Origin of the sequence: Hymenobacter baengnokdamensis, assembly GCF_008728635.1 — a bacterium.
Taxonomy (GTDB): domain Bacteria; phylum Bacteroidota; class Bacteroidia; order Cytophagales; family Hymenobacteraceae; genus Hymenobacter; species Hymenobacter baengnokdamensis.
The window spans coordinates 1,081,087-1,107,038 of the sequence record NZ_CP044285.1 but is presented as its reverse complement, the minus strand read 5'-3'; the positions used below and the strand labels follow the sequence as shown (position 1 = coordinate 1,107,038).

19 protein-coding genes are annotated in these 25,952 nt (G+C 55.3%); 12 read left to right on the top strand and 7 right to left on the bottom strand.

The features are described from left to right. Positions 1–18 precede the first annotated feature (18 nt). From F6X24_RS04710 to F6X24_RS04680, 7 genes are all read left to right on the top strand, one after another. A complete protein-coding gene (locus tag F6X24_RS04710) occupies positions 19–531 on the top strand; it encodes a hypothetical protein (protein WP_151086856.1) in 513 nt (170 codons plus the stop codon). 25 nt (positions 532–556) lie between these two features. Beyond that, on the top strand, positions 557–1,315 hold the full coding sequence (locus F6X24_RS04705; RefSeq protein ID WP_151086855.1) for a hypothetical protein: 759 nt from the start codon (positions 557–559) through the stop codon (positions 1,313–1,315). A 10-nt stretch (positions 1,316–1,325) separates the two neighbouring features. Beyond that, on the top strand, positions 1,326–1,766 hold the full coding sequence (locus tag F6X24_RS04700) for a hypothetical protein (protein ID WP_151086854.1): 441 nt from the start codon (positions 1,326–1,328) through the stop codon (positions 1,764–1,766). Between the two features lie 423 nt (positions 1,767–2,189). Beyond that, positions 2,190–6,602: a phage tail tape measure protein gene (locus F6X24_RS04695; protein WP_151086853.1), complete on the top strand. Its 4,413-nt coding sequence runs from the start codon at positions 2,190–2,192 to the stop codon at positions 6,600–6,602. Positions 6,603–6,619: 17 nt separating this feature from the next. Continuing rightward, the gene (locus F6X24_RS04690; protein WP_151086852.1) at positions 6,620–8,830 is read left to right on the top strand and encodes a hypothetical protein; all 2,211 of its coding nucleotides are present in this window, start codon (positions 6,620–6,622) and stop codon (positions 8,828–8,830) included. Positions 8,831–8,928: 98 nt separating this feature from the next. Next, a complete protein-coding gene (locus F6X24_RS04685; RefSeq protein WP_151086851.1) occupies positions 8,929–9,234 on the top strand; it encodes a hypothetical protein in 306 nt (101 codons plus the stop codon). A 70-nt stretch (positions 9,235–9,304) separates the two neighbouring features. Beyond that, complete coding sequence (locus F6X24_RS04680) at positions 9,305–9,508, top strand: hypothetical protein (protein WP_151086850.1); 204 nt, start codon at positions 9,305–9,307, stop codon at positions 9,506–9,508. 66 nt (positions 9,509–9,574) lie between these two features. Here F6X24_RS04680 and F6X24_RS04675 read toward each other — a convergent pair whose 3' ends face one another. Both F6X24_RS04675 and F6X24_RS04670 read right to left on the bottom strand, forming a co-directional pair. After that, complete coding sequence (locus F6X24_RS04675) at positions 9,575–12,298, bottom strand: S8 family peptidase (protein WP_151086849.1); 2,724 nt, start codon at positions 12,296–12,298, stop codon at positions 9,575–9,577. Further along, positions 12,291–12,998, bottom strand: a complete 708-nt coding sequence (locus F6X24_RS04670; RefSeq protein WP_229725355.1) for an AAA family ATPase — start codon at positions 12,996–12,998, stop codon at positions 12,291–12,293. Before F6X24_RS04670 ends, F6X24_RS04675 begins: the two co-directional genes overlap by 8 nt. Positions 12,999–13,563: 565 nt before the next feature. Between F6X24_RS04670 and F6X24_RS18885 the strand changes: the two genes are divergently transcribed. The 5 genes from F6X24_RS18885 to F6X24_RS04645 all read left to right on the top strand — a co-directional run bounded on the left by F6X24_RS18885 (position 13,564) and on the right by F6X24_RS04645 (position 22,794). Further along, complete coding sequence (locus F6X24_RS18885; RefSeq protein WP_317132518.1) at positions 13,564–17,148, top strand: class I SAM-dependent DNA methyltransferase; 3,585 nt, start codon at positions 13,564–13,566, stop codon at positions 17,146–17,148. 226 nt (positions 17,149–17,374) lie between these two features. Further along, complete coding sequence (gene mobV, locus F6X24_RS04660; protein WP_151086847.1) at positions 17,375–18,703, top strand: MobV family relaxase; 1,329 nt, start codon at positions 17,375–17,377, stop codon at positions 18,701–18,703. A 436-nt stretch (positions 18,704–19,139) separates the two neighbouring features. Then, positions 19,140–19,394, top strand: coding sequence for a hypothetical protein (locus tag F6X24_RS04655; RefSeq protein WP_151086846.1), 255 nt, complete (start codon positions 19,140–19,142; stop codon positions 19,392–19,394). 13 nt (positions 19,395–19,407) lie between these two features. After that, entirely contained in the window at positions 19,408–19,842 is a 435-nt protein-coding gene (locus F6X24_RS04650; RefSeq protein WP_151086845.1) for a hypothetical protein, read from the top strand. Positions 19,843–21,369: 1,527 nt separating this feature from the next. After that, positions 21,370–22,794, top strand: coding sequence for an RNA-binding domain-containing protein (locus F6X24_RS04645; protein ID WP_151086844.1), 1,425 nt, complete (start codon positions 21,370–21,372; stop codon positions 22,792–22,794). A 207-nt stretch (positions 22,795–23,001) separates the two neighbouring features. Here F6X24_RS04645 and F6X24_RS18880 read toward each other — a convergent pair whose 3' ends face one another. From F6X24_RS18880 to F6X24_RS04625, 5 genes are all read right to left on the bottom strand, one after another. Beyond that, positions 23,002–23,175 (bottom strand): hypothetical protein, encoded by a 174-nt coding sequence (locus tag F6X24_RS18880; protein WP_191906460.1) that lies wholly within the window; start codon positions 23,173–23,175, stop codon positions 23,002–23,004. 26 nt (positions 23,176–23,201) lie between these two features. Then, positions 23,202–23,636 (bottom strand): hypothetical protein, encoded by a 435-nt coding sequence (locus tag F6X24_RS04640; RefSeq protein ID WP_151086843.1) that lies wholly within the window; start codon positions 23,634–23,636, stop codon positions 23,202–23,204. A gap of 54 nt (positions 23,637–23,690) precedes the next feature. After that, entirely contained in the window at positions 23,691–23,939 is a 249-nt protein-coding gene (locus tag F6X24_RS04635) for a hypothetical protein (protein WP_151086842.1), read from the bottom strand. A 43-nt stretch (positions 23,940–23,982) separates the two neighbouring features. Next, positions 23,983–24,240 carry a hypothetical protein gene (locus F6X24_RS04630; protein WP_151086841.1) on the bottom strand — a complete coding sequence of 86 codons (258 nt, stop codon included), beginning with the start codon at positions 24,238–24,240 and terminating at the stop codon, positions 23,983–23,985. A 369-nt stretch (positions 24,241–24,609) separates the two neighbouring features. Then, the gene (locus tag F6X24_RS04625) at positions 24,610–25,815 is read right to left on the bottom strand and encodes a hypothetical protein (protein WP_151086840.1); all 1,206 of its coding nucleotides are present in this window, start codon (positions 25,813–25,815) and stop codon (positions 24,610–24,612) included. Between the last annotated feature and the right edge of the window lie 137 nt (positions 25,816–25,952).

Sequence of the window (25,952 nt, the reverse complement as noted above, 5' to 3'; positions counted from 1 at the left end):
CCGGACACGTCTGCGGGGGTGAAAAAGCCAGCGGCAAGAAAGGAGCGTCGGGCCACCAAAACGGTGGACTGGCGCCCTGCTTTTCTCAAGTCCATGAAGAAGCTGGGCAATGTGACCCGCGCCTGCACCGCGGCTAAAATTGGCCGCTCGACCGCCTACGACATGTACGAGGGGGATGCGGACTTTGCTAGGGACTGGGATGAAGCCCTAGAGGAGGCAACTGATCTGCTGGAGCTCGAAGCGCGCCGCCGGGCCGAGAAAGGTGTGCGCACGCCCATCTATCAGGGTGGGCTACTCGTGGGCCATAAGCAGATGTACAGTGACGGCCTGATGCAGGTGCTGCTCAAAGCCAATAGGCCCCAGAAATACAAGGAGTTCTCGGCGGTGGACCACACCACCCTGGGCCGCGAGATGGTGGGCTCCCAGATTTACTTGCCCGACAATGGCCGCGATGCCAGCATGACAGCCCGGGCCATGCCTGAAAGCGAGCTGCCCGCGCTAGTAGCAGCGCGCGCGGCCGAACAATTCTAAGACGACCCTTGAACAGCCCCAACTTATGCCTACTCTTCAACTCGCCAACCGTCGCACCATCACCGTATGCGCCTCGCTGCTGGACTTGCCCGTTGAACGCCTGCTGGCCTACCAGATGGCCATGAGCCCCGAAGCCGGCATTGAAGCTGCCGACGAGCTGCGATTTCAGCAGACTCGCTACCCCACTGCTACTGACGAGTTGAGCCAGTTGGCTTACGCGGCCAACCTGGAAGTATTCACTGCCTCGGCGCAGGCGCGGGCTTTCGTAGTTCTTGTAACCCATATCGAGCAGCAGCCCGTCACCGACTTTTCGCCCGAGGCCCTGCGCGAGCGCTTAGCCTGGCTGCAGGCTTGTGGCCTGTCGCAAGAGCAGATGCAGCCGCACCTTACCCGGCAGGCCTTGGCCCTCCTGCACGAGTTGCGTCCTTTCTACAACACAGCACCCCACACGGAAGAGCGTGTGGTGGAAGTATTTGAGCAGCACCGCCGGCGTACGCTCGCCCTACTCGACCACTTGCAGGAAGGGGCAGCGCCCCCGCTCACCACGCGGGCCGCCGTGACGCAGGCAGTCTTCGACCTGCTCCTGCTGGAGCCCTGCCACTCCTCTCCCGAATACGCGGCGCTTTGCCCCACTGTGCGGTACCGTGCCTTTGCGCAGCTCACCGAGTTGATGCTGCACAATCCTCATTCGTCCATGGTTTCTCGCAGCCGAGCCCCGGAGAAGCTGCCCCTGAGCACTTTCACCGCCTGCCTATTGCCTTTCACTTACCAACTGCCCTCCTAACCGGCCACCCATGCGCACGCTCACCCTTGACAACGGGCACACCGCCTCGTTTTACCTCAGCGCTCACGAAATCACGGCGGGCCGCTACACTGAGTTCCAGCACTACCAGATGCAAGACGCCGGCATCGGCTCCGACGAGGAAGCCGTCGACCGCCATTTTGCTAGCCTTGCTGCCCGACTGGCCGCAGCTCAGGCGGACTCCAAGCAGCTAGTTTACGCTGCGGATGAGCTGGCACTGCTGCACTACAATTTTCAATTCATGCGTGGGCGTGACCAACCTGGCCAGCTTGCCTTCGCGGTGTTGGTGGGCGCTGTGGATGGGATTCCCACTACCGATTTATCGGAGGAAGGCTTGAAGGCGCTGATTAGTCGCCTGAGCAGCTACGGTCTCACCCAGGGCCAAATTGAGGATGCCCGGGCTGAGTTTCTAAAAAAAAAGCTAAGGAACTAGCGCAGCTATTCCCGCACCGCTTTGGGGGCGCTGATAGCGAACTGCTGTTACACTGGCAGCAGCGTCAACAGCGGGATGTAGCCCTTGCTGACTACATGCTAACGCGCGAGCCTCGGCACCTGCAAAAAATACGGGAAGTCGATACGTGGCTACTGGAGCAAACCACTCCCGATATCTTCGATGATGGTGACCCACGGAATCTCCTTATCGTAGCCCGGCAGAATTTTATTAAGCTCTGCGCGGGCCTAACCGAGAACGGATTTGCAGCTCCGGAGCAGCTCACGTTGGTAGCCTTTCACGCGGCAGTAGATCACCTATCAGTCAAACACAACAAGGAGCAAGCCCACTAGCCAGGTGGGCAGTAAGGGAAATACTCTTCGCGTGCGAAGAGTATAATTATAATGTTCGTACTTTACGAACATTATGGCGGGACCAATCAAATACGAGGATTTATTCAGCTCCTTAGGGGCTGGCAGTGAAGAAGTAAAGCTTTTTACAGATAGCGTCACCGGCTTAAGTAAGAGCTACAAAGCATTCGCTAAGAACCTCGATAGCGATGGGCAAAAAGTGACGTCGGCCCTGGCTGCCGTCGCTACCCAGACCGCTGGCCTACGCCAGCAGTTGACTACCACCGCGCTACTCACCGACCAGGAGCGCGCCGGCTACGCGGCACTGAGCGCGCAACTGGGCCAGCTCTTCCAGGAGCAGCAGCGCCTGCAGGCGGCTGAGGCCGGCATCGCCACCACGCGCAAAGCCACCACGGAGGCTACCCGCGTGCTCACGTCGGAACTACGGCAGCAGCAGACCGCTCTCAAAGAGGCCTACGCCGCCGGCAATACCGAAGGCATCCGCAAGGCTGCTACCGAGATTCTGAACCTCAAAGCCAGTAGTGAGGACCTGAATCGCGCCCTGCGTGGGGCCAACAGCACCTACACGGCCGCGGCGGGCTCGTACCGGGCGATGGAGAATGAGGCGCGCGCCTTGAGTACCCAGCTCAAAGCCCTGGAGGGCGGCATGGGCAGCAACGCCGATGAGGTCCGCGACCTACAAAAGCGTTTGGGCGATGTAAACGAAGCGCTTATCAGCTTCGGACGAGGGGTAAACGATGGTCACGCCAACGTCGGCCGCTACGCCGAGTCCATCATTGAGGCAGTGGGCAGCCTCGAAAAGCAGCGCAGTACACTGCTTACTAACACTGAGGCCCTCCGTACACAATCGCAGGCTACAAACTTGAGCCGCGAGCAGCAGCAGCAGCTTCAAAATGAGCTGGAGCAGACAGAAGCTGAACTGCAAAAGGTAAATGGGGAGCTGCGCAACTACGGGGTAGGTGTTAAGCAATCGGGTGGCGCTACGGCTGCGCTCAGCGACAATGCGACCAGCCTGGCGCAATCATTCGCAGGTGCTTACTATGGAATTCAGGGCGTTGCGACGGCCTTGCAGCAAGTATTTGAGGAGAATATTAAGTATAGTGACTCTATTGCGGACGTAGCCAAAACGACCGGCCTTACGATTGAGCAGACGAACACGCTGGCCGATAGCCTTAAAAAGCTGAATACCCGCACCAGCTTGCAGGGCTTGCTAGATATTGCGGGCGTAGGTGGTCAATTGGGTGTAGCCGCTACCGACATTGAAAGCTTCACCAAGGCCATCGATATTTCGGTGCAGGCGCTCGGCAACGACTTTACAGGCGGGGCGGAGGAAATTGCGACTGCACTCGGTAAGATTAACACCGTTTTTGGCAAAGGGCTCGGCACTGACTTAAGCCAAAACCTGCTGCACATCGGCTCGGCACTTAATCAGCTTGGGGCTGTGGGTGCTGCCACCGCGCCCCAACTGGCTGACGTGGCATTACGTACCGGAGCAATCGCAGCTAATGCCGGTCTGGGACTAGACAAGGTGCTAGGCTATGCCACGGTATTGCAGGAAGTGGGCTTCTCAGCTGAAACCTCCGGCACGGCTCTGAACAAGCTCTTTTCTACTCTTTCGACCAGGACGCAGGCTTCATTCGATATTGCGAAGCTGGGAGATGCTAACCTGACGCTAAAGGAATTTAAGCGCTTGGTCAACACTGATTTTGAGGGGGCTATCCAGGCATTTTTAAAGGGCCTAAATGCGGGCGGCGATACTACCACTCGCATGAATGCGCTGCTGAAGACACTCAAGCTACAGTCGAGCGAAGCAAAGTCGGCCATCATTTCTCTCGCTGGAAACCTCGACACCTATACCCAACGGCAGGCAGTAGCGAACCAGGAACTGGCATCTGGAAATTCGGTAGCAGCTGAGGCGGCCATCAAGAATGATACGCTGGGCGGCTCGTACGAGAAGCTAAAAAACAGTATTAGTAATCTATTCACTAACAGCGGCCTTGGGGATTTTTTGAAGGAACAGATTGATGAAACCCGCGAGCGCCTACAATGGGTAGCAGATGGGCTTCATAAGATTGGTGACGCTGTCAGCTATATCGGTGAGAAAGTCGGCTTGGTTGACAAGCCATTGGTAGACTTCACCGCCAACATCGTGACTCATACCCAAGCGCTCACTAAGCAGGCTACCTCCCAACAGGGGTTGCTCGACAGCTATACCAAGCTGGCCGGCGCCACCACACGTAGCGGCGAGCAGGAACTCCAACTCGCCCAGGCGCGGGCCAAACTCGTCGAGCAGTTCGGCACGAGTGAGGCCGCCGCTATCCAGACCCGCATCGATGGGTTACGGCAGGAGGCAGACGCCAATAAAGATGAGTTGCGCACCAAGCTCAAGAATTACACGGACTACGTCGAGCAAACGGCTCAGGAAACAGCAAAACTGCAAGAAATAGCCAACAAGTCGGCAGAGGCTTTTTCGCACTTCGGCCTCAGCGCCGAGGGCGTGCAAAACTTGCAGGATGCCGCCGCCAGCAGCGGGTTAGCAAACCAGGTGATGGGGCGCTCTTTCCCCGCCGAGCAGGTGGCCAGCGCCAAAGAATTAAACAAGGCGCAGGATGCGCTGGCGGTTAGCACCGATAAGCTGACTAAGGGTAAGCAGGAACTGGCGCGCATTGCGGCAGCGCTGCAGCAGCTCGACAGCAGTGGGGCTACCAAGGCACAGACTCGCGCCACCGACGACGATGTGGAAGCCGACAAGAAAAAGAAGCAGTCGGTAGCCGACGTGGCCAAAGAGGAGTTCGAGTTGCAAAAGCAGCGCTTGCAGGCGCGGATTACCGACCTGGACCGCCAGGCGGATAACCCAGCCAACTCCGAGGCTATTCGTACGGCATCCGCGGCAAAGGCCGTGCAAGCTCGCATTCAGCTAGCTGCCCTGGAGCGAGACGAACTGATTCGGGAGGCTGACAAAACCAACAAGGACAAACTCAACGGGGATGCCGCCACGGCTGTAGCCCGCGTGCGACTCACCGAGGCATTTCAAGAGCAGCTGCTGAAAGCTACCCGCGACGGGGACAACAAGCAGCTGGCGCTCCGCAACGCGCTGCTCAACCAATTGGCTGAGCTAGATAAGCTCGGGCTGGAAAGTGAGATTACCGCCGCTGAAAAGGTCCGCGACAATGTCAACAAGACCTACGACGAGCGCCAGAAAGCTGCCCGCGACACGGCCCACGCGCAAATTGAGTTGGCAGCCCTGGTACGGGATACGGAGATTCGCAATGCGCAGGGCGCCCTCGACAAGATTGAGTTGGCCAACCAGAAATACGACCAGGCGCGTGCCAATGCCAGCGCATCGGTGAAGGTCTACGACTCGCAAAAAGACATTGACGAGCAGGACGCCCGCTACGCCCGGCTGCTACTCGGCACCGAGGATTTGCACGCCAAGCAGTTCACTTCTGAAAAAACCTACCTGCACGAGGTGCGCGACCTGGAAAACCAGCGCGAGGCGGAAGCTATTGCAGCGCTGGAGGCTGAATATGGGGAAACGGCCGATGTGCTGCGGCGTAAGGCGGCCCTGCGCAAGAAAATGAGTGGGGAAGAGCTGGCAGATGAGAAAGAAAAAGAGCAGCAGCGCGCCCATATTATCGAGACGGGGCTCCAAACCGTTCAGGGGCTTGTCAGCGGGTTTTTCGATTTTCAGACGGCACAACTAGCCGCCCAGGAGCAAAACGAGCAGGACTCGTACGATTCTTCTATCAAGGCGGCTGGTGATAACGTAGCTCTCAAAGCCAAGATTGAGGCTGACCATGCGAAGGCCTCCGCAAAAATCAAGCATGACCAAGCGGTGGTTGAGCGTAACCAGGCCCTGTTTTCCATTGCCATCAACACGGCGATGGCCGTGGGCAAAAGCTTAGGTGAATTCGGCCTGCCGGTGGCAATCCCTTTCATTGCGGCGGACATCATTTTAGGGGGCATACAGGCCGCTGCTGTTCTCTCGAAGCCCATCCCGCAGTACTTCAAAGGCCGCACGGGTGGGCCAGCCGAATTTGCGCAACTGGCCGAGAAAGGCCCGGAACTCGTCGGTAAGCCGGGGGCCTTCCGGCTGGTAACGCTGCCCACGGTAGGCTACCTGCAAGCCGGTGAGCAGGTACTTACGGCGGATAAAACACAGCAGCTCTTGCAGCAGGCCGACCTCGTGCAGGGCCGCCTTACTTACCGGCACGAGCAGGCAGATATGGAGCAGCAAACCGCGCGCCTGCGCGGCGGCGATGCCCACAGGCAGCAGGTGACGACGCAGCGAGCATTTGAGTTAGCCAATCACCCGGTAGTCTCCGAGTTGCAGCAGGTGCGCAAAGCCATCCACGAGATGGAATATGAGCGCATTAACAACGCGGGCGAGATAGAGCGGTGGATGAAGCGTGAGCAGAGCAAAACCCGCTTTATAAACAAGTACTACCGCTCCAAGCCCACTAACTAGTCCAGCCGTTTCCCATCATGGTTTCTCCCCAGAACAGCCCACTTTTCCGTTTTACGCTTAACTCCGAACTGCTTGGCCCTTGGCGTTTACGCTACGACCCCGTTGACTGGGACACGTTAGCTGTCACGCTTTCCCGCGCCCGCAATACGCATGGCATCGACGTGGAGTACAGCACGCACCTCGGCTTTGTCAAGGATGGCAAAGCGTACCTGCAACAGGCTTTCGACGCGGCTGACATTGAGGCCAACGTGACATTAACTGTAGAGCAGTGGGAGCCGAACAACTTCGTTTGGCAGCTCTATTACTACGGGCAGGTTGTATTTCTGGCGGCCGAATTCACACTCACCCAAATCAACGTCAACCTGGCAAAAGTGGGTTACCTCCAACGGTTCCTAAGCCGAGACAGCGTCAGTGTGGACTTGTTTGCGGGCACCTCCGTCAGTGGCTTTGCAGGCGCACCTGCTCCCCTTATGTCGGTAGAGTTGCACTCGCGGGCTATTATGTTGCGCTACGCGGCAAGTCAACAAAATGAGGTCGTAACAACTTCCGCCATGTACGGCGACAACGGGGACCCGAGTCACGAGCAGCTGTTGTATTTCGGTTTCGACACGCCTGAGTTGAACGAGCTAAACCTAGGCGCGGTGGGCGGCGGTTTCGTGCCTGGCGACGCGACCTCCGCCGTGGCCATCTACACAGCCCAAGGCAAAGAGTCCGTTACTATAACCCTGGCCCTGTTTGCCAGGGTCGAGGCCCATACCGAGAATGGGCTGTTTATTCGCCAGTTTACCAAAGTCGGCTGTAGCTGCTTTTTACGCGTTACAGGCCTGCAGGGAGGCACTACCCTACTACAGCCTGAGATAGCCGTGGGCCACCTCAACGGGGATTATGTGGGCCAGATAGCCGTGCCAGCCCAGCTTTTTAGGTATGAGTTGGAGGCCGGCGACGAGGTCTTCCTATTTGCCGACTGGTTTGTCCACGACTTAACTCGCAACGCGCCTGACCCCTACCAGGCGACCATTACGGCGGTCTTTCAACCAGGCTCGTTTTTACGCATCACAGCCGATACCCAGACTACGCCCACCCCCACTAATGGGGTGCTGGCCTATGAGGCACTAAACCGAGTCTGCCAGGCTCTTACCGATGAGGTTGATGTATTTCGCTCGGACTTCTTCGGGCGCACGGATTCGACGCTGGCTTACCCGGTTGATGGGCCAGGCAGCTTGACATTACTTACCGGTGGCTTTCAGGTACGTGGCTTTCCGCTTCTCACCGACCCCGGACCAACTGGTGTCCTGCCGGATTTACGCAAGTCGCTCTTCACTACATGGAGTGACTTGTTTGGCTCACTAGCAGCTGTGTACTGCTTGGGAAATCAATTTGAGTGGGTAATAGGCCAGCGGGGCCAGCCGGTGCAGGTCGTGCGAGTGGAGCCAGCCAGCTACTTCTACGACACAGAAATTGTGCTGGACTTGGGGCCGGTGACTGACGCACGCATCCACGTAGCAGAGGAAAACTATTACCAAGTGGTAGAGATGAATTACGAGCAGTGGCAAGCTGAGCAGGTCAACGGCTTGGTAGAATTCAACTCGAAACGTCAGTGGACTACGCCGCTCACCCAAGTGAGCAATACTTATATCCAAAGCAGCAAGTTTGCGGCGGCCGGCATCCTGCTCGAGACGACTCGCCGCCAGCGCTACCTGGCCACCTCTACCACGGACGACGCCCGCGATACAACCAACTTCCTAGTGTGTCTGGTGCGGCAGGGAGGCAGCTATACTACTGAGCGCGACCAGCAGCTGCTGACAAGTACCGGGCTATTCTCGCCAGAGACCGTTTATAATCTGCGTCTTTCACCCGCCCGGATGCTACGGCGGCACAGCGCCATCATTCGGGCCGGTCTAATGCCTATCCCGTTGAATCAGGTGCGCTTTACCAGTGGCGAAGGCAACACTACGCTTGTAAGCCAGCTGGCAGGAGAAGCGGCTCCGATTGCGGAAGGTGGGGATGTCGCCGTCACCGACCTGGACCAACCTCTTTGGCGGGGGCTCACCTATACGTTTACGGCCCCGGTCAGCCGCGCGCAGCACCAAGCACTGCTTACGAACCCTAAGGGCCGCGTGCGGCTTAGCACGGAGAAGGGCAAAGTGCTGATTGGGTGGGTATTGGAATATAAGCACACCGCCAGTAGCCAACTAGCCGATTTTACTTTACTGGCCTGCGCTTCCTAAAGTGGCCGGGGTATTGAGCAGGAAAGCTGTTTCTTTGCATTCATACGGCAACTTCAATCCTTAAACGGGCATTTGTACTTGCCTCTCTACTTTGTCGCATGCCGCACCCCTTTGACCAGGCTGCCGTTGACCACCGGTTCCTTGAGGAAGTGTACCGGCTACATGCAGCCCAGGCCTTCGCCACGTTCACTGAGTTGGCTACGGTACTCCAGACTCACCGAGGCATTGTTTCGGAAATTGAGGCTGGGCGTTACCACTGCAACCTGAAGCTGCTCTATCTGCTGCACGCGGCCTACCAAGTGGACGTGATGTACGTGCTCACTGGCCAGGGCGACCCAGCGCGCCCGCCGGCACCCACCCGCCCGGATGTAAGCGCTGGGCGACCTGGCCAGCTGAAAAACTAATATGTATCAGGTTCCATCCTTCGAAGAGTTCGAGGAGTTGCGCAATGAAGTGCGAGAATTACGGTCGGAGTTGGCCCAATACCGAGCAGCCCTGCCCGAGTGGGTGCGAGACGGGGAGGCGCAGCAGCTGACCGGCCTCTCACAGGCGACGCTGGCCAGAGAGCGCAAAAAGCCGGATACGCTGCTGGTCTGGAAGTCGGCCGGTGGCCTGCGCTACGAGCGCCGCAGCGTGCTGGCCTTCAATGAAGCCCGCACCATCCGCCGCCGGCGCTAGCCTGCTTCTTGCGCTTCGTCAACGGCTGGCTTACTTGATAGAGCCACCCTCCTCGCCGCAGCTTCTCTATGCTCTAGGCCGAACTCTATTTAGAACAGCAAGTTTCTGCTTCACCTCTTCGTAAATTTCTATCCCTGTATCCTCGTTCACCTCTAAAGTGACTGCTAGTCCATATCGAATAGTATCTGTGTTAACGAGACCAGGAGCATCTTTACGGCAATCAATTTTAATGATAAGGTTGCCACCATTCACGTAAGGGTCGGCTTGAGAGCCAACTAGGATATCATGCTGTACTGTGCCACGCCGAGTTGTTTTCCAGTCGATACCTTCTCGCTCCAGAGTTAGTTGTTCACTGCGCGGGATATAGTTATCGCGCTTGATGTTGTCTATGTAAAGCCTTGCTTGGCGGTATTGGCGCGATTGCCAATTGGTTGGGCTTATCCAGGCCAAGGTGACCGTAAGACGCTTCTCTACCGTTGCCCGCTCGAGCGCTTCAGGTAGCGGAAAAACGAATTCCTGGGCGTGCTCCGTTGCCAGTTCGCCCCACCCTAGCAACGTCACGCGGTTATCAGTGCAGTGCAAGACGCGCTGACCGTTTACTACGCCGTAGCCGAGGTAGGGCGTAATGTGCTTCTTTACAAACGTAGGTGGCACTCCCGGCTTGTTTTTGATTATATCGTGCAGAGTGCTACTGCTCTTGCCCCACCCGGCTCCATGTACAAGCAGAGCTTTGATAAGCACTGCGTAATAGGCATCGGGAATTTCAGTCGCTGTTTCCCGGTCCATATTGACGCTATCGAGCATCTCATGTAGCTGACATGCAAGTCGGGTGGCAAGCGCTGTAGCGCTGCTAGTACCCCACTGGTAGCCAATACTATTTAATGAACCAGCTTGCCCAGGAACAGCTACGCTAACCCCAGGTGGCTTGTAGCTAAATTTTAAATTCTCCAGTATCAGCAAGGTGCTGGTACCCGGAGTTGGTTGCTTCCAATGTTTTTTGTAGCATTTCCGGCCGCCAGCCATCAATATATCAGGTTTAATGGAGCCCCGATAGCCAAAGCCAATTCGGCTAATAGGACTCATTAAATATTCGTCAAGCACCAACGTGTAGCGGTCAGCTTCTGCAGCATTAGGGCCCGCATCGGCCTGTGCAGCGCCCACCGTGATAGCATTAATAGCCTCTGAGGGCGTAAGCACTTTCCGGTTGAGGTTGTCGGAAATAATGTGATTAAGCATCAGCACTTCACGCTCTTCGGGAGTAGCGCGGTCAAACTCTGCTACTGGCACAGGCAGTTCAATGTTGGTTAGAACATTACCCGCACTGATAATGAATAGTACGTCATACTTACAGGCTAGCCAGTCGAGTAGTCGTGCCCACGCACTCAAGCTCTGGTGGAACGGACGAGAGATATCGCCGATGGAAAGATTAATAATTTTTACACGCTCGGCGACAGCTGGCGTCTCTCCTTCGCCATCGAATAGCCGTCGGACGGCTCGGTGAATGATGTCAACGGGCAGTTTCTGAGAAGGCATTCGCTCCTCTGGACCAGTAAAGCCAGGCTCTAGCACCATGATTGGCCTCACGTAGAGCTTGTTATGAAGAGGCTGCGCCGAAGCATCACTTAGGTCGCCCCGCGTGATGAGTGTAGCCATGGCCGTGCCGTGATGTCGCTGGTCGGCTGGATATAGCGCTTCGTCTACGCCCTCACCGTCGATAGTCAGCCGTCCGGCCAGCACTCGGTGGTTTTGGATAGGCAAACCATCGAACAAGGCAGCAATTGCTTCCTCGTAAAGAGGAGGTGGTATAGTTACTGTCAATTCCTCTTCGACCTCTTCCTCGTAATCTTCTTCCTCCTCGTCCTCGTCGAGGTGGCCGGTCCAAGCGCTTTGCCCTAAAGAACGGAAGAACAGCACTTCTGGCGCTTTGAGTAGCTCCACATCCGTGTTGTTGCTTAAGTCGAGCAGCAGTTCAAGGGGTATTTCGGCAGCTACCGCGTGGTAGTGAATCTCAGGAATGAGCGTGTAGGACTCAGTAAGCACTCGGCCGCCGCTCTGCTCTACTACGCTCTTAAAACGCTGGTACACTGCTGCCGTTCGTTCTAAATCATCCTCCTCGCTGGTGCGGGGCTGTGTTGTACCACCATCTTTTTTTGGCTTGGCTGGCGGCGTGTTTTTCTTGGTAACAAACAGCAGCTCTACTTCCGCTAGCACGGGCGAATGCGTTATCTGCACCATTTCAGCTACGCGCTCCCGAAAGCCGGTGTCGCGTAGCCGGTCTTCTACGCTGTAGAGGCGCACCCCAGTTAGCAGTTTGAATAGCTGCTTAAACTGGCTAGTACCATTCTGAAAGGGCTGCTTATTAACGTAGGTGTCCCAAAGCGCAAGAATTCTTCGCAGACTATCCTCGTTGCGTAACGTTAGAAAAACACGGCTTGAGCTAGGATACTCGGGGTCGAGTGCATCCTCATCGTCACTAGCTGTATTTTCTACGAGCGTAGGAGTAAAATCAAATTCAGCAGCAAGAAATTGTAGCTCTTCAGTCTGTTTGACTGATTTGTAAAATTCGTCAACGGTGCTTCTAAGCTCGAGCACCAGCACCATTTCTGGTACACTATCACCCATTTCCTGGGCTACGTGTGTGTACTCAGTAGAAATTTTATCCCAGTCGTTCTGAAATTTTTTACCTTGCTTTTTGGGACTTACGTTGGTTCTATCTAGGGGTGGCGAGCCGCCTTTAGTATAGTCTGCTTCAGTAGCTTGCGGAAAGAATAGAACAGGTTTTCTAGGCATTGGTGAAATTCTTTTTATTTTCTACTTCTTGTAGCGAAAAACTAGTAATCTCACGTAAGTTGGGCCCAGGCTGAGCCAGAGCATACCTACGCCGGATGGACAGGCCAAACTCTTCTATCTCAGCGAAACTCAAACCCTGGAGCTGGCTAACCAAGCGGTCTCTTTTGGTAGGCAGTCGATGCCCAAAATCTAGTTCGAATTTGTCGAGCCACTCGTTAATCAATTCCTGGTCGGGCTTGTCAATGGTAAGCTTGACTTGGAAGCGTCGCCACACAGCTTTATCGAGTAGCTCCGAGTGGTTAGTAGCAGCTACTACAATCACGTAACTGGGCAGCTTATCGATTTGCAGTAGCAAAGAGCTGACCACGCGCTTGATTTCGCCGGTTTCGTGCTGGTCACCGCGCTCTTTACCGATAGCGTCGAACTCATCAAAAAACAGTACACACTGCTGCGTTTTGATGAAGTTGAACATTTTCTCCAGGCGGCTGGCCGTTTCGCCTAGGTAGCTGCCGATGATACCATCGTAGCGGATGACGAACATAGGCACCATCAACTCAGTAGCCAGAACTTCGGCGATAGAGGTTTTGCCGTTGCCAGGCTCGCCTACGAGCAGCACTCGGTTACGTGGCTCCAAGTTGTAGGAGCGCAACACATCGGCCCGCGAATACTCCATTACAAACTCCTGAAGGGAGCTACACACAAACTTGCTGAGCACAAGTTGGCTAAGGGGCTTATTCGGATTGACAGAATACAAAAAACTTTCTATTTTGTCATACAGAACGGGCGTAACGGAACGGGTAGGAGAAGTAGTAAGACTATGAGAAGTTTTAAGCGCGTCTTCTAGCTGATTAGCAATAACGTTATGTTGCTTAACTCGTTCTTCAGCAATAACGGCCTGAACGACTTTCTTAGTCAAGGCCGTATCGCCGGATAAACCAGCTTTGACGAGTTTTAATAAGAGGTCAGCACGTGCCATCTTGCGGGGGGAGGGACCGCCGAGGGAAGTCGACTAGCCCCTCATTGAGGTTCTTTACTAACATTTTAAGACAGCATTGGGTGCCAGCTTTTGAATAAGCTAACTGCTTTAGTAAAGATAATCAATTTGACCCGCTGTAACTAGCGCGTGTAAGAAGGGCGGTAACATTCATTTTATACGAGTCAAACCAATGCGATAAGCAATGGTCAGGCGAATATACTGTATTACACTAAGTTCGTTCCACGTACTCTATTATTGACGCTTGATTCCATAACCTTCCTTCATCTAAGTGAATTACTCTGACTTTGAAGCTCGCTGGCGACCAGCTGGCGGAGCTGAGCGCGCTAATTACAGCTTATTTTTAACTGAACTGTGTGACTTACTGAACGTAGCTCATCCTGACGCTACCACATACAATTCGGCTCAAGACGCTTATGTATTTGAGCGAACTGTTACTTTCGACAATGGCCCGAGTAACAAAGCCAGCACCGGTCGGATTGACCTCTATAAAAGAGGGTGCTTTGTGTTGGAAACGAAGCAGGGCGTAGGTAGTTTTGCGCCATTTTTAGTCGACGGCGACACGGATATTACACATAATAATATCGCGCACGACCCGCGCACGACCCGCGCACGACCCGCGCACGACCCGCGCACGACCCGCGCACGACCCGCGCACGACCCGCGCACGACTGGGCCTAATGCGGAACGCATAGAGTTAGGTTTATCTCCCGAAAAGTATCGCCAAGGCCACGCTACTCGGGGAACGGCCAAGTGGCGGCAGGTGATGGAAGCTGCCCGGCAGCAAGCGCTGGGTTACGTGCGAGCCCTACCGGCCAGCGAGCCGCGGCCGCCCTTCATCGTGGTAGTAGATGTAGGGTACTGCTTCGACCTCTACAGCAACTTTGCCGGGGTGGGCGACAACTACGTACCGTTTCCCGATTCGCAGACCTATCGCATTGCCCTGGCTGACCTGGCTGACGAGGCGGTACTGGCACGCCTGCGACTGCTCTTCACCGACCCGCAGCAGCTCGACCCTAGCCGCCGGGCGGCCCAGGTCACGCGGCAGCTCGCTGGCCAGTTGGCCGCCCTCTCTGCCCAGTTGGAACGAGCAGGCCACGCCTCGGAGGTGGTAGCGCAATTTTTAATGCGCTGCCTCTTCACCATGTTTGCTGAGGATGCAAGTCTGATTCCCAAAGCCTCGTTTTCCGGGCTACTGGCCAGCTACGCCGCTACCGAGGAGCTGCGACAGCTGCTACCTGATGCGCTCGAAAGCCTCTGGCACACAATGGATACTGGCGGTTTCGCGCCTGATTTGCGGGCACGGCTGCGGCGTTTTAATGGGCGCCTGTTTCATTCGGCTAAGGCCCTACCCCTCACGGCGGCCCAGCTCACCCTACTGCACGAGGCAGCCCAAGCCGATTGGACCGAGGTAGAGCCCGCCATATTCGGTACCTTACTGGAGCGGGCGCTCGACCCGCGCGAGCGCCATCGCCTCGGTGCCCACTACACCCCTCGCCGCTACGTCGAGCGCTTGGTCGTACCTACTGTACTCGACCCGCTACGTCAGGAATGGGTTGCGGCGCAGGCCGCCAGCGCCCGCCGCCTCGACGATGAGGATGCCAAAGGTGCCCGCGCCGAGCTGGTGAAGTTTCTGACCCGCCTCACCTCCGTTAAAATCCTCGACCCAGCCTGCGGAACAGGAAATTTTCTGTATGTGACCCTGGAGCACCTCAAGCGGCTGGAGGGCGAAGTGCTGACGGCCATCAACGGCTTCGGACAAACGGGCCTGCTCGACCTGGGCGCCGGCAGCACCGTGAGCCCTCGCCAACTACTGGGCCTAGAACTAAACCCGCGGGCGGCCGCCATCGCCGACGTGGTGCTGCGCATCGGCTATCTGCAGTGGCACCTACGCACCCACGGCCTGACGCAACTGGCCGAGCCGCTACTCGACAGCTATCAGAATATCCGCCAGCAGGATGCCATTCTCCAGCACGGCCCCCCAGTGCCACGTCTTGATGCGCAGGGCCGGCCGGTGACGCGCTGGGATGGGCTGACCACTAAACTGCATTCGGCCACTGGTAAGCCCGTGCCCGACGAAGCCGCCCAAGTGCCAGTATTCGACTACCCCGCCCCGCACCCCGCCGAGTGGCCAGCGGCTGATTTTCTGGTCGGCAACCCGCCTTTTTTGGGTGACAAGGCCATGCGCGGAGCCCTGGGCGACGGCTACGTAGAAGCGCTGCGCAAAGCTTACCGGGGCCGTGTACCCGAGTCGGCCGACCTGGTGATGTACTGGTGGGACCACGCGGCCCGGATGGTGCAGGCGGGCCAAGCCGAGCGATTTGGCTTCATCACCACCAATTCCATTACCCAGACATTCAACCGGCGGCTCATCCAGCAGCACCTGGCCAATACCGAGCAGCCGCTTTCGCTGGCCTTCGCTATCCCCGACCACCCGTGGGTGGAGGCCACTGATGGGGCGGCCGTGCGCGTAGCCATCACGGTGGGCGTAGCCGGCGCGGGCCAGCCGGGCACGCTGGCCGAGGTGATACGCGAAGTAACCGTTGCGGGTGAAGAGGCGCCGGCAGTTGAGCTAGGCGAACAGATGGGCGTGCTCAACGCCGACCTGACGGTAGGTGCCGACGTGTCATCAGCTCAGCAGTTGGGGGCCAACGCGGGCTTATCGAGTAACGGCATGATGCTGGCCGGCGCAGGTTTCATTGTCACAGCCGAGGAAGCAGCACAGCTTGGGCTGGGCACCACACTTGGCCTGGAAAGTCGTATTCGGCCCTATCGCAACGGCAAGGACCTGACTGCCCGACCGCGTGGGGTATACCTGCTGGATATGTTTGAACTAACGGAAGCGCAGATGCTCAGCAGCTACCCTCAACTCTACCAGTGGCTGGTGGAGCGCGTGAAGCCTGAACGTGACCACAATAACCGGAAGCGCCTAAAAGACATTTGGTGGCAGTTTGGGGAAACTCGCAAAGGGCTACGGGCAGCTGTGCAAGAACTGCCCCGCTACATTGCTACGCCTGAAACTGCCAAGCACCGAGTATTTCAGTTTCTAAAAAGTGAAGTGGCACCCGACCACAAACTAGTGTGCCTGGCACTAGATGATGCGTACCTACTGGGCATATTATCCAGTAGTGTGCATGTGGTCTGGGCTATGGCTTCGGGCAGTTGGTTAGGCGTGGGCAATGATTCCGTCTACGCAAGTTCACGTTGCTTCCAGACCTTTCCCTTCCCTACTGCTACAGTCGTACAACAAGACCGTATCCGGGAGTTAGCAGAACAACTCGATACCCTACGCAAACAACAGCAGGCCCAGCACTCGACACTTACAATAACAGACCTCTACAACGTCGTCGAAAAACTTCGGGCTGGCCAATCACTCACGCCAAAAGAGCAGGTGACTAATCAACTGGGGCTGGCCTCAGTGGTGCTCAACTTACATCAGCAGCTGGATAGGGAGGTGGCGGCGGCGTATGGCTGGGCGGCTGATTTATCCGAGACAGAATTACTCACCAAGCTTGTGCAACTCAATAAGCAACGGGTAGCGGAGGAGGCGGCTGGAGTAGTGCATTATTTGCGTCCGAGCTATCAGGCCCCCGGTCAACAACAGGCAGCTTTTACACTCTCGGCAACCCCAATTTCTACGACTGCTTTGGCTATTATTCAGCCCTGGCCTACTGCTTTAGCGGAACAAATGCAGGCGGTAAGGGCAGTGGTACAACAGGCGGTGACTCCTATGACGGTAGTACAGGTAGCAGCTTGCTTTCAACGTACTCGTCCGGAAAAAGTGAGGCCATTACTCGATACATTGACGGCGTTGGCATTGGTTCGACCCACGTTGGATGGGACATATGCTGGGTAGGCAGTGGGGAAGAGATTAGGACTAGAAAGCCCGTTTACTGAAGAGTAGCCGGGCTTTTAATTTAGGTAGTCGAGCGCGAAATAGTGATAAAAAGCGAGGTCGTCAAGTATATTGCTTAAGGCGTAGGGTTTTGCTCAAGGAGTAATCGTCGATTGCTTTTTTGCCCAGTTGAAACCTACCTCTTGACTACTTCCATTAACTCGCCAATGTGTAAACCCACTACGCTTTGGCCACCCGCCGACCCACCATGCCCTACGCTATTCTTCACACGGCCAAGCTTAAGACGCCGGGCATGGCCACCTGCGCTACCCAGCATAATTACCGGTTGGAGCTTACGCCCAATGCGGACCCCGACTGGGGCGGCCTCAACGAGGAGTACCTCAACCACGAGCAGCGCAACTACTGGCTCTTGGCCAGCGAGCGCATTGCCGAGTTGCAGCTCCCGCGCCTGCGTAGCGATGCCGTGCGCCTGGTAGAGGTGCTGCTGACGGCCAGTCCTGAGGCCTTCCCGCGCGACGCCGAGGGCCGGGCCCAGGACGTGCGCAAAACGTCCTGGGTACAGGAAAACCTCGACTTCGTGCAGAAGCGCTTCGGCAAAGAAAACGTGATTGGCTTCATGCTACACCAAGACGAAATAACGCCGCACATTCATGCCATGGTAGTCCCCATCACGGCCGACGGCCGGCTGAGTTGCCGCGATGTGTTCAGCCCGGCCACGCTACGCCAGCTCCAGACCGACTATGCGGCGGCCATGGAAAAGCACGGGCTCCAGCGGGGTATTCTCCACAGTACGGCCCAGCACGAAGACGTGCGCCGGCACTACGGGGCCCAGCAGATGAGCAAGGAGAAATTGGCTGAGGTGGCTGCACCGGTGAAGACCGCCGCCTTCCAGCTTGATGCACTCAAACCCTGGGAGCGGGTGCGCCCGCAGGAGTACGTGGTGCGCGAGCAAGGCCGCCTCGACACCCACCTAGCACAGTTCGTAACCCAGACCAACCAGAAGCTGGCGCAGGTCGCGGCGGTGGCCTCGGCCAATACGCTGGAGCGCGAGCGCGCCAAAGTGCTGGAGAAAAGGCTGGCCAGCAGTCAGGCGCTGCTCGTCGGCACCCGGCAGGAGTTGGGCGATACCAAAGCGCAGCTTCAAAAGCAGCAGGAGCTCACCACCAAGACGCAGCTTCATCACCGGCAGGCAGTCATTCGGCATCTGCAAAATGACCCAATACCCGAATCACTAGCCGCGCTGGGCAGGGGGGAGCGAGCCAAACATCTTGCGGTCGCCGAGAAGGTGCTAGCCAGGCACCTGCGTCCGCCCCTGTATCAGCTGACCGACCTGGCCGCCCCTTTACTCGAAAAGGGGTACGTGCTGAAAGTGACAGGCCCGCAAGAGTTGAGTATCACGCATAAGGGCGAGGGCTCACGCTTCAGCGCGGCCGAGCTTCGGCCCAACGGCCGTCCACTGCTAGAGCAGTTCAAGGAAATAGTAGCTCAGACCAACCAACAGGAGCGTAGCAGGGAGGCGACACCGCGTGGCCGTGACGCTGAAATGGAAATGTAATTACTGCCGCACCAACGCTTTACTGCCGCACCTCATACCGCCCAGCTAACTATACACCTCGCCCGGCGGAATCCAGCGCCGTACTTCTTCCGCCTATTGCGCCGCTGCGGGACCTGTCAGGTAGGCGCTAGTCAGGCCCAGGCTGCCGTCGGGCGTTACCCGCGTGTCGGGTGGCTCCAGGACAGACAAGGTATAGGCCGGCAAGGCCGGTAGGCGAACGAGCCAGCCGAACAGTCCCGACCAACTAGAGCAGAATGAAAACAGCTAATAAACCCGAAATAAACAAACGATAAAATATTACAAAAGCGGCTCGCAAACCAAAAACTATAACAGCCCGTTATATTTGTAACACAAACACAAAAACGGTTTAAAACCCGGTTTGCACAGTACCCTGCTCGCCCCGCTTTAGTCGCTGAGTCTCGCCCATCGCCCTAAAATGATGCCCTTCCTTGCTAGCGCTGGCTTCTTTGAGTTTTCCTCTACATCGCTTGTGGCGGTTGGTGGAACGCTTGTGGCTGCGCTAGTAGCCTTAGTGGGCGGAAGTATCCGGATTGTACGCAAAAATTGGGAATTTCACGCGCAGACCTCTGGCTTGCTGAATGTGAAGCGCAAGGATTCCGATAAGGTGGTTACATTGCCGGAGCACTATACGCCTCACGCAGCGCAGGAATTGCTCGACTTGCTGGCCTAAGGGCCTGAGTTACATGGCTGAGAGTACAGAAGTAGCCCAAGCAGAGAATATTACTGCCCCAGTTTTACCTCTAGAGCTTGTTTTTGCCAGCGCATTAGGCGCAGCAGCGGCGCTAATAAAAGATGTCAGCATACGCTCATTTGCTGTAATTTTCGCCGTACCTATTGGCTATCTATTAGCTAAGATGGGACGTTGGCTGGTCGTTTTCTGGGTGCCACGATGGTTGAACCCTGACCCTAATACACTTAGCGCGCTAGAAAAGCGCACAAGGGTTTATATAGCCGACCTTCGTAAAGAGTTAAAAAACCCGGCCCTTACTACTTCCGAGCGAAAGCTAAAGCTGCGTTTCATTCAGCAATTTGAGGAAGCTTTACAGCAAAGGCGTTTGGCTGAATTGCAAATCGTGCATACTAGCGCCCCTTCGCCGGATATGCAAGACCCTAAATAACTCAAAAAAACCTCACGCGCCACCGTGAGGTTTTTTTGTGCCCAGAAAAGCCGAATACCACCAAAATGGCCTAGCTTATAAAGCAACTTTGGGGGCTATGCCCAACACGTATTTTACTATAAAGCAGGTTTGCTATCTACGCCAACACTATGCGGACTTGCCGCCCGCCCACTTTGCGAAAGAATGGGGCGTGGGCATAGGGCAAGTGTATAACGTAGCCCGGCGCCATGGCATTAAACGCCGCGCTCCTAATGGACAGCTTATCTGGCGTGGGGGTGGCATCTCGGCGGTGGGGCGCTGAGTGACAATACCCCTCATTTATTGCCCTGAGCAGTCTGCCACTACCTAGCGCAAGCAAAGTCAGAACCCAAGAAATGAGGGGAGTAAAAGCTGCCCTCACGGTGCTCGATGCGCAGCTGGTAAGATTGGCCAACGTGAAAGCCGGCGGACTGCGTTACTTGCGCAGCACTTTACTAGTTCACAACGAAGCCCGCCTTATTCGCCACAGGTGCTGGTCAGTCACTTTGCTTCCATTTATGCCGCCAACTACTACTCATGCCCTCCAGCTGACGTTGGACACCGGTCAAATTTTAGAAGTAGCGCTTCGCTTGCAGACCGTCACCGAGCGCCAACTGCTGGTTGATATTGCGGCGGCTCAGGCTGAGGGAGCACGACGGGCCGAAGTAGAGAACCGCACCTACCACATGGGCACTAAGGCCACCGCAGGCCTCGACTACAACGACCGACTCACAGTGCGTATAGGGTGCTCCTCCTCGACAGCTTACCTCTATCTAAACTTGTCTGTGCACCGAGGAGGCCTGCGCCACCGGCGTATTGGTAAGAAGTACCACGTTACCGAACGCGCTGTCCGAGAATGGGAAGGAGAACCGATTAAGTAGTGGCGGGTCGGGGTAGCAGGCGCTGCACTGACATTGGAAAGAACAGGCCGAGCGTTAGGTGCGCCAGCCTCTCAATTGCCTCGGGTTCCCCACCAGATTACACCCATTATTAGCAGCACCACTATCACAAAGCCGCCTGTCACGAGCCGTCCTAACCATTTAGTTCTCTCAGATACTACACCCGCCCGCCGCTCTTCCTTCAAACGATACTGCCAGATGTTATAGCTATAGCTCAGCAGTATGGTACCCAAGCCTATTACAAAGAATGGCTTGCTACTCATTGTATGAGTGGCAGCAGTTAACAAGAATCCCTTCATATACCGAAGATAGCAGACCTTTTTGTGAGCCAGAGCGGCGCGTTTACTACGCGGCTAGAGGACTTGCTAATGGCAGATTAGGCCCTAAGCTACCTATAATTCTTCCTCCCGGCAAGAAACCTGTTTTGCGTGACTGGCTCGCTTGTAAATGCACCCATCGGCGGCAGAACGGTTATTCCTAGGCCCTACCTTTGGAACCTGTTCTGTCTCACAACCAAAATAAGTTTGTTGGTGATAGGCTCAACTCGAAAATCGAGTTCCTCACGGCCCTCACTCCCATGTAGCAGTTCAGCTACCTTAAAGCCCCTTTTATGCCCGCTATTGCTGATTTTCTACGTCGCAACGAAAGCCGCACGTTGGAATTTAAGCAGGATTTATCGTCGCCAGACCGAGTGTTGCGCGCCATTGTAGCCTTTGCGAACACAACAGGCGGGACGCTGGTAGTGGGCATTAGCGATGACAGGCAGCCCCTTGGATTAGTCGACGCGGCAATGGAGGAGGAGCGGCTAGCCAACCTGATTGCCAATGGCATTGAGCCGGCAATTTCGCCCGACTTCCAGGTAGTACCCGAAGCAGGTCAGAACTTTCTGGTGGTGCGGGTACCACGCTTCCCGGGGGTATTCTACGTAAAACGTGAGGGCGCTACCGAAGGTGTATACGTTCGGCACGGCTCGACTAACCGACGCGCCTCGCCCGACCAACTGACTGAACTACACCGGCAGGCACAGGTGGGCACCTTCGATAGCCAGATATGCGCCGGAGCCAGCTTGGCCGACTTTGACCAGTCCAGCGCACGGCAACTTTTTGCGGCGGCCGGCTTGGCGCTGACTCCAGCTAAGATGGAAACACTTGGCTTGCTGACGCGCTCCGACGACACATGGCTGCCCACCAACGGAGCCATTATTCTTTTTGGCACGCCCGCAGCCCGTGCCCGCTGCTTTCCTGATTCGAGGGTGCAGGCAGCTCGGTTCGCTGGCCCTACCAAGGCCGAATTCTTGGACCAGTTAGAACCCGACAACCAAGGCGTCTCCATCTTAGCAGCCCTAGAGGAAGTGCCACGCTTTGTGCGGCGGAACACCCGCACTGCCTCCCGCATCACGGGCGCAACGCTGCGCCGGCAGGATGTGCCTGAGTACTCAGCGGTGGCCTTGCGCGAGGTATTGGTGAATGCCCTCGCGCATGCTGACTACAGCCGCCACGGCATGACTATCAAAGTGGCCATCTTTAGCAACCGCATCGAAGTAGAAAACCCGGGCGGTTGGCCATTGGGGCTGAGCGAAGAAGATTTCCGCAACGGCGTGAGCCGAGCCCGCAATCCCGTTATCGCGGGAGTGCTGCATAAACTCACTATAATGGAAAACTGGGGCTCTGGCTTCGAGCGTATCGAAACCGATGCCCAAAAGCTTGGCTATTTACTGCCGACTTGGGAAGACAAGGGTAGCGTGCTGCGTGCTAAGCTTATGCCCCACCCCGACCCCCAAATCCCCACGGGTGACGAATTTACTCTGACATCCGATGTCATAGTAAATGTCAGAGTAAATGAACGTCAGCAGTGGTTTATGGACCGATTAGCCGATGGGTATCTAGCAAAGGCAGAGGATATTGCTCACAAATTTGACGTAACCGACCGAACTGCTCGGCGTGACATTAGCCAGCTCCAAGAAATGGACCTTATTGGTTTCATGGGGTCATTCAAGACAGGCCGCTATGTACTGCTAAAGAAGGGGTTTAGCTAAGCAAAATGGATTGTTCTGACATTTACTCTGACATCATGATGTCAGAGTAAATGTCAGAACAACTCCAATCATGCAATTTGGTGGTGGCTAGGGCAAGGCCTAACGCAGAACAATCTGGCGCGACATAATAACCTGGTAACTGGTCTGGGTGCATGAGCTTTTATTCCTTTCGGTTGCTTTCGCCCGTTATACAGCTCTAGTGGGTGCTCAAGCACGGCACGTACTTAGGGGCAGCGCTGGGAGGATGAGGGCGGCGTCAACCTCTACCACCTCACTGATGTGGGACGCGGCTTCTTTGTCGAGGTGGGGGTGGATGAGGGCCAGCAGCCGGTGGTGCTCAGGAGCTTTGTGAGTAGCATGCCGCTGGAGGATTACAGCCACGGGGTGCAGCTGCCGGAGGGATCGTACTAGCGATGGTAGTATGTCTGCTGGATGTAGTCGATATAGGTAGAGGAGCCGCCACTATTGCCTTGCTCTTCAAGCGTGAGCGAAGTAGCATCAAGCTTGCGAATGATGACATTCTTAAACGTGCCAATGTTGGCCGTTAGCTTCAGCGTGTCGCCCACGCGTCGGTACTCGAAGTGTACCATCACGCCTGTTTTATTTACGGGGTGCGTCGTGCGGTCGTAGCTGCTCTCTTTCATATCGAGCACGCTCTTGAATTGCTGGGTGGTCATCTGGCTCTGGATTTGGCCAGTGGAGGTTAGGTAAGTCTCCTGGATACTCTCTGCCTCCCAGTGGCCAAGTAGCGGGTCGCTATTTGCTGCGGGGTCGTTCTTTTTCGAGCAGCTGAGGACAAGGCTGGCTACCCCTAGCACGCAGACGATAGTAAGGTGTTTCATGCCAGCTAAGATAGGATGAGGGTGGCTGCCGGAGTGGGGAACCTAGCCCAGCGGCTACAAGCCTCGCCGACGCCGGCGTGCAGGCATATCCTCTTCGCGGGTCAAGGCCGGGTGTAGTTGGTACTCGTAGTAGCAATCCCAGTAGTCATCGTCGATGCGGTACACGGGCGCCTCGTGGGGCTGGCCGATGATATTAGGCACTACCTGTTTGCCGCGCCAAATGACGCGCTGCATGGGCGCGCCCTGGGCCAACTTCACGAAGCTGCCAATGACATACTTAAAGAAGGGTTGTGGACGACGCATGGGTGGGCATAAAAAAGCCCCGCTGTGAGCGAGGCTTTTTTATTTAAATCTTAACATTTTCCCCATGTATCAATGCTCGTTCGAGCATTTGATACATGGGGAAAGCTACATCTGGAGTTTGGTATTTGAATTCAAATACTTGTCCATTAGTCATACAGAGTACAACAAAGCCGAACATAACTCCACCATTGGGACCTGTTGCACCTTTTGAGTAAAGACTACTTACATGGTCAGTAGAAATGAGAAGAGTCCGCGCAGGCGGGTTATCTGCTTTTAGCGCTTCAATACGTATGAAAGGCATTTTTGAAAAGGGTAAGGTGAGAACTACAAGAATACTAAATTTCAGGCAGAAAGAACCCACGCTGTTGGGCGAGGAATAGGCATAAAAAAGCCTCGCCGGTGAGCGAGGCTTTTGGTTTAAAATTAATGGAATGAGACAAATTCCGTAATCAGTAGTAAGGCGAAAATGCTAAAAACGAGCCTGCGTCCCGGAATAGCTCCGGGTAATGTCCACTGACGTAAAGCAGGAATATAGCCAATGGTATACTCCATGGCTAGATACAGAAAACTGAACACTAGCCCGAACGAAGCAACCTGCGAAAGCCAATGATGCAAGGTATTCATGACTAAATAACAGTGATTTAGCGGCCGTCGGTTCCTAATATGGAGTCTATGGCTTCTTTGGAGTTGGATTAAGAGGAGTGCTGATTTTCGCCGCAGATTCATCTAAAGTAGCAGGGTCTGCGGCCTTAGCAAGCGAAGCAGTTGCTGCAGTAGCTGCCTTTGCTGAGCTTGCCGCAGTAATAGCAGAATCAGCTGATACAGCGGCAGCAGGTGCGAGTGCTGAGGTGTCAGTGGGAGCGGGTGATTGGCCTTCCAATATACGCAGTACGTCAGGGGTCAGTTTGGCATCGACCCCCGCTAGCTTGCCACTCAGGACGGCGTTTATATTTTGCTGCTTATGATACTCTTGATAAAACTGCAGCATCTCTGGAATTAGGCCTTTGGGGTGAAATGTGAGTCCTATTTTATTTACTCCATAATCTCCACCTTCAAGTCCGACCCACGTTGCACAGACGAGGAATATCCCCATCATTTTATTCTTAGTTATGAACTCCAGTAAACCTCTTGACTGGACATTTTGCCTGACGATAACTTCGCTGAAGGACTCATCGATGCCGGCTTGCTCACGAAACTCTTCCGTCAGAGTTAGCAAGATATTCCCCATCGGGAAATAGTCATTGCCATTAACGGAGCCTAATGCTTCGATATCTAAGCGAAAATGCGTTTTACCATCCTTTACGTAGATGGCGTACATCTCCCTGTCAATAAAGCTCGCATAGGGCTTCAGCGTTGAAAGGGCTTGAGGCGCACGAAAGGCTTGATAAAGCTTGGAATCTAGTTCCGCGAATTCTTTCTGAACAATCCACTCGACTGGCCGACGCTTACGGTAAATTTCCTCATCATCGAAGGAAGACGAGTCAGCTTCGAAAGGCTTGCCCTCAGTAACAACACCGAAAGCATATTTAGAAGAGCCGAAAGAAGGCATGACGACTACATCGCCAGCTTTCATATCCTCAAAGAAACGGTAAAAGAGCCCAGCTGGCTTCCCTATGTTTTTATTGTCAAAGTCATCCGGATACTTTTCTAGGATGACTTTAACTAACTCTCCATACGGGTTGGTGTCATGGCTTAGCGCCTTAGCGACCTGAGGCAAACTAACTAGATTATACCCAATGCCAACACAGTTATTATAGTAGAAATCATCGTAAAACTTGCCTCTATTAGTTCTGATGAACCAATACTGACGCTCAGAATCTATTTCGGGGACCCGGTCAGCAATTTCTTGTAAGTCGTCAAGTAGAGCCTGATTCATTGAGCTAGTAGGAGAGGATAAGAGCAGAAGTTTTACCGTAGGAAAGCCGTCAAAACGACATATAAAGGCACACCAGCGGGCACACCATGAAAAAGCCCGCTGTAAACTCTTGATTTACAGCGGGCTTTTAACATGTA

What these genes read in the sequence shown, in the direction of transcription:
- F6X24_RS04675 (WP_151086849.1), bottom strand. Translation starts at nt 12,298, where the DNA reads ATGCCTAGAAAACCTGTTCTATTCTTTCCGCAAGCTACTGAAGCAGAC.
- F6X24_RS04695 (WP_151086853.1), top strand. Translation starts at nt 2,190, where the DNA reads ATGGCGGGACCAATCAAATACGAGGATTTATTCAGCTCCTTAGGGGCT.
- F6X24_RS04690 (WP_151086852.1), top strand. Translation starts at nt 6,620, where the DNA reads ATGGTTTCTCCCCAGAACAGCCCACTTTTCCGTTTTACGCTTAACTCC.
- F6X24_RS04630 (WP_151086841.1), bottom strand. Translation starts at nt 24,240, where the DNA reads ATGCCTTTCATACGTATTGAAGCGCTAAAAGCAGATAACCCGCCTGCG.
- F6X24_RS04705 (WP_151086855.1), top strand. Translation starts at nt 557, where the DNA reads ATGCCTACTCTTCAACTCGCCAACCGTCGCACCATCACCGTATGCGCC.
- F6X24_RS04640 (WP_151086843.1), bottom strand. Translation starts at nt 23,636, where the DNA reads ATGAAACACCTTACTATCGTCTGCGTGCTAGGGGTAGCCAGCCTTGTC.
- F6X24_RS04635 (WP_151086842.1), bottom strand. Translation starts at nt 23,939, where the DNA reads ATGCGTCGTCCACAACCCTTCTTTAAGTATGTCATTGGCAGCTTCGTG.
- F6X24_RS04655 (WP_151086846.1), top strand. Translation starts at nt 19,140, where the DNA reads ATGATGCCCTTCCTTGCTAGCGCTGGCTTCTTTGAGTTTTCCTCTACA.
- F6X24_RS04645 (WP_151086844.1), top strand. Translation starts at nt 21,370, where the DNA reads ATGCCCGCTATTGCTGATTTTCTACGTCGCAACGAAAGCCGCACGTTG.
- F6X24_RS04625 (WP_151086840.1), bottom strand. Translation starts at nt 25,815, where the DNA reads ATGAATCAGGCTCTACTTGACGACTTACAAGAAATTGCTGACCGGGTC.
- F6X24_RS04685 (WP_151086851.1), top strand. Translation starts at nt 8,929, where the DNA reads ATGCCGCACCCCTTTGACCAGGCTGCCGTTGACCACCGGTTCCTTGAG.
- F6X24_RS04700 (WP_151086854.1), top strand. Translation starts at nt 1,326, where the DNA reads ATGCGCACGCTCACCCTTGACAACGGGCACACCGCCTCGTTTTACCTC.
- F6X24_RS04650 (WP_151086845.1), top strand. Translation starts at nt 19,408, where the DNA reads ATGGCTGAGAGTACAGAAGTAGCCCAAGCAGAGAATATTACTGCCCCA.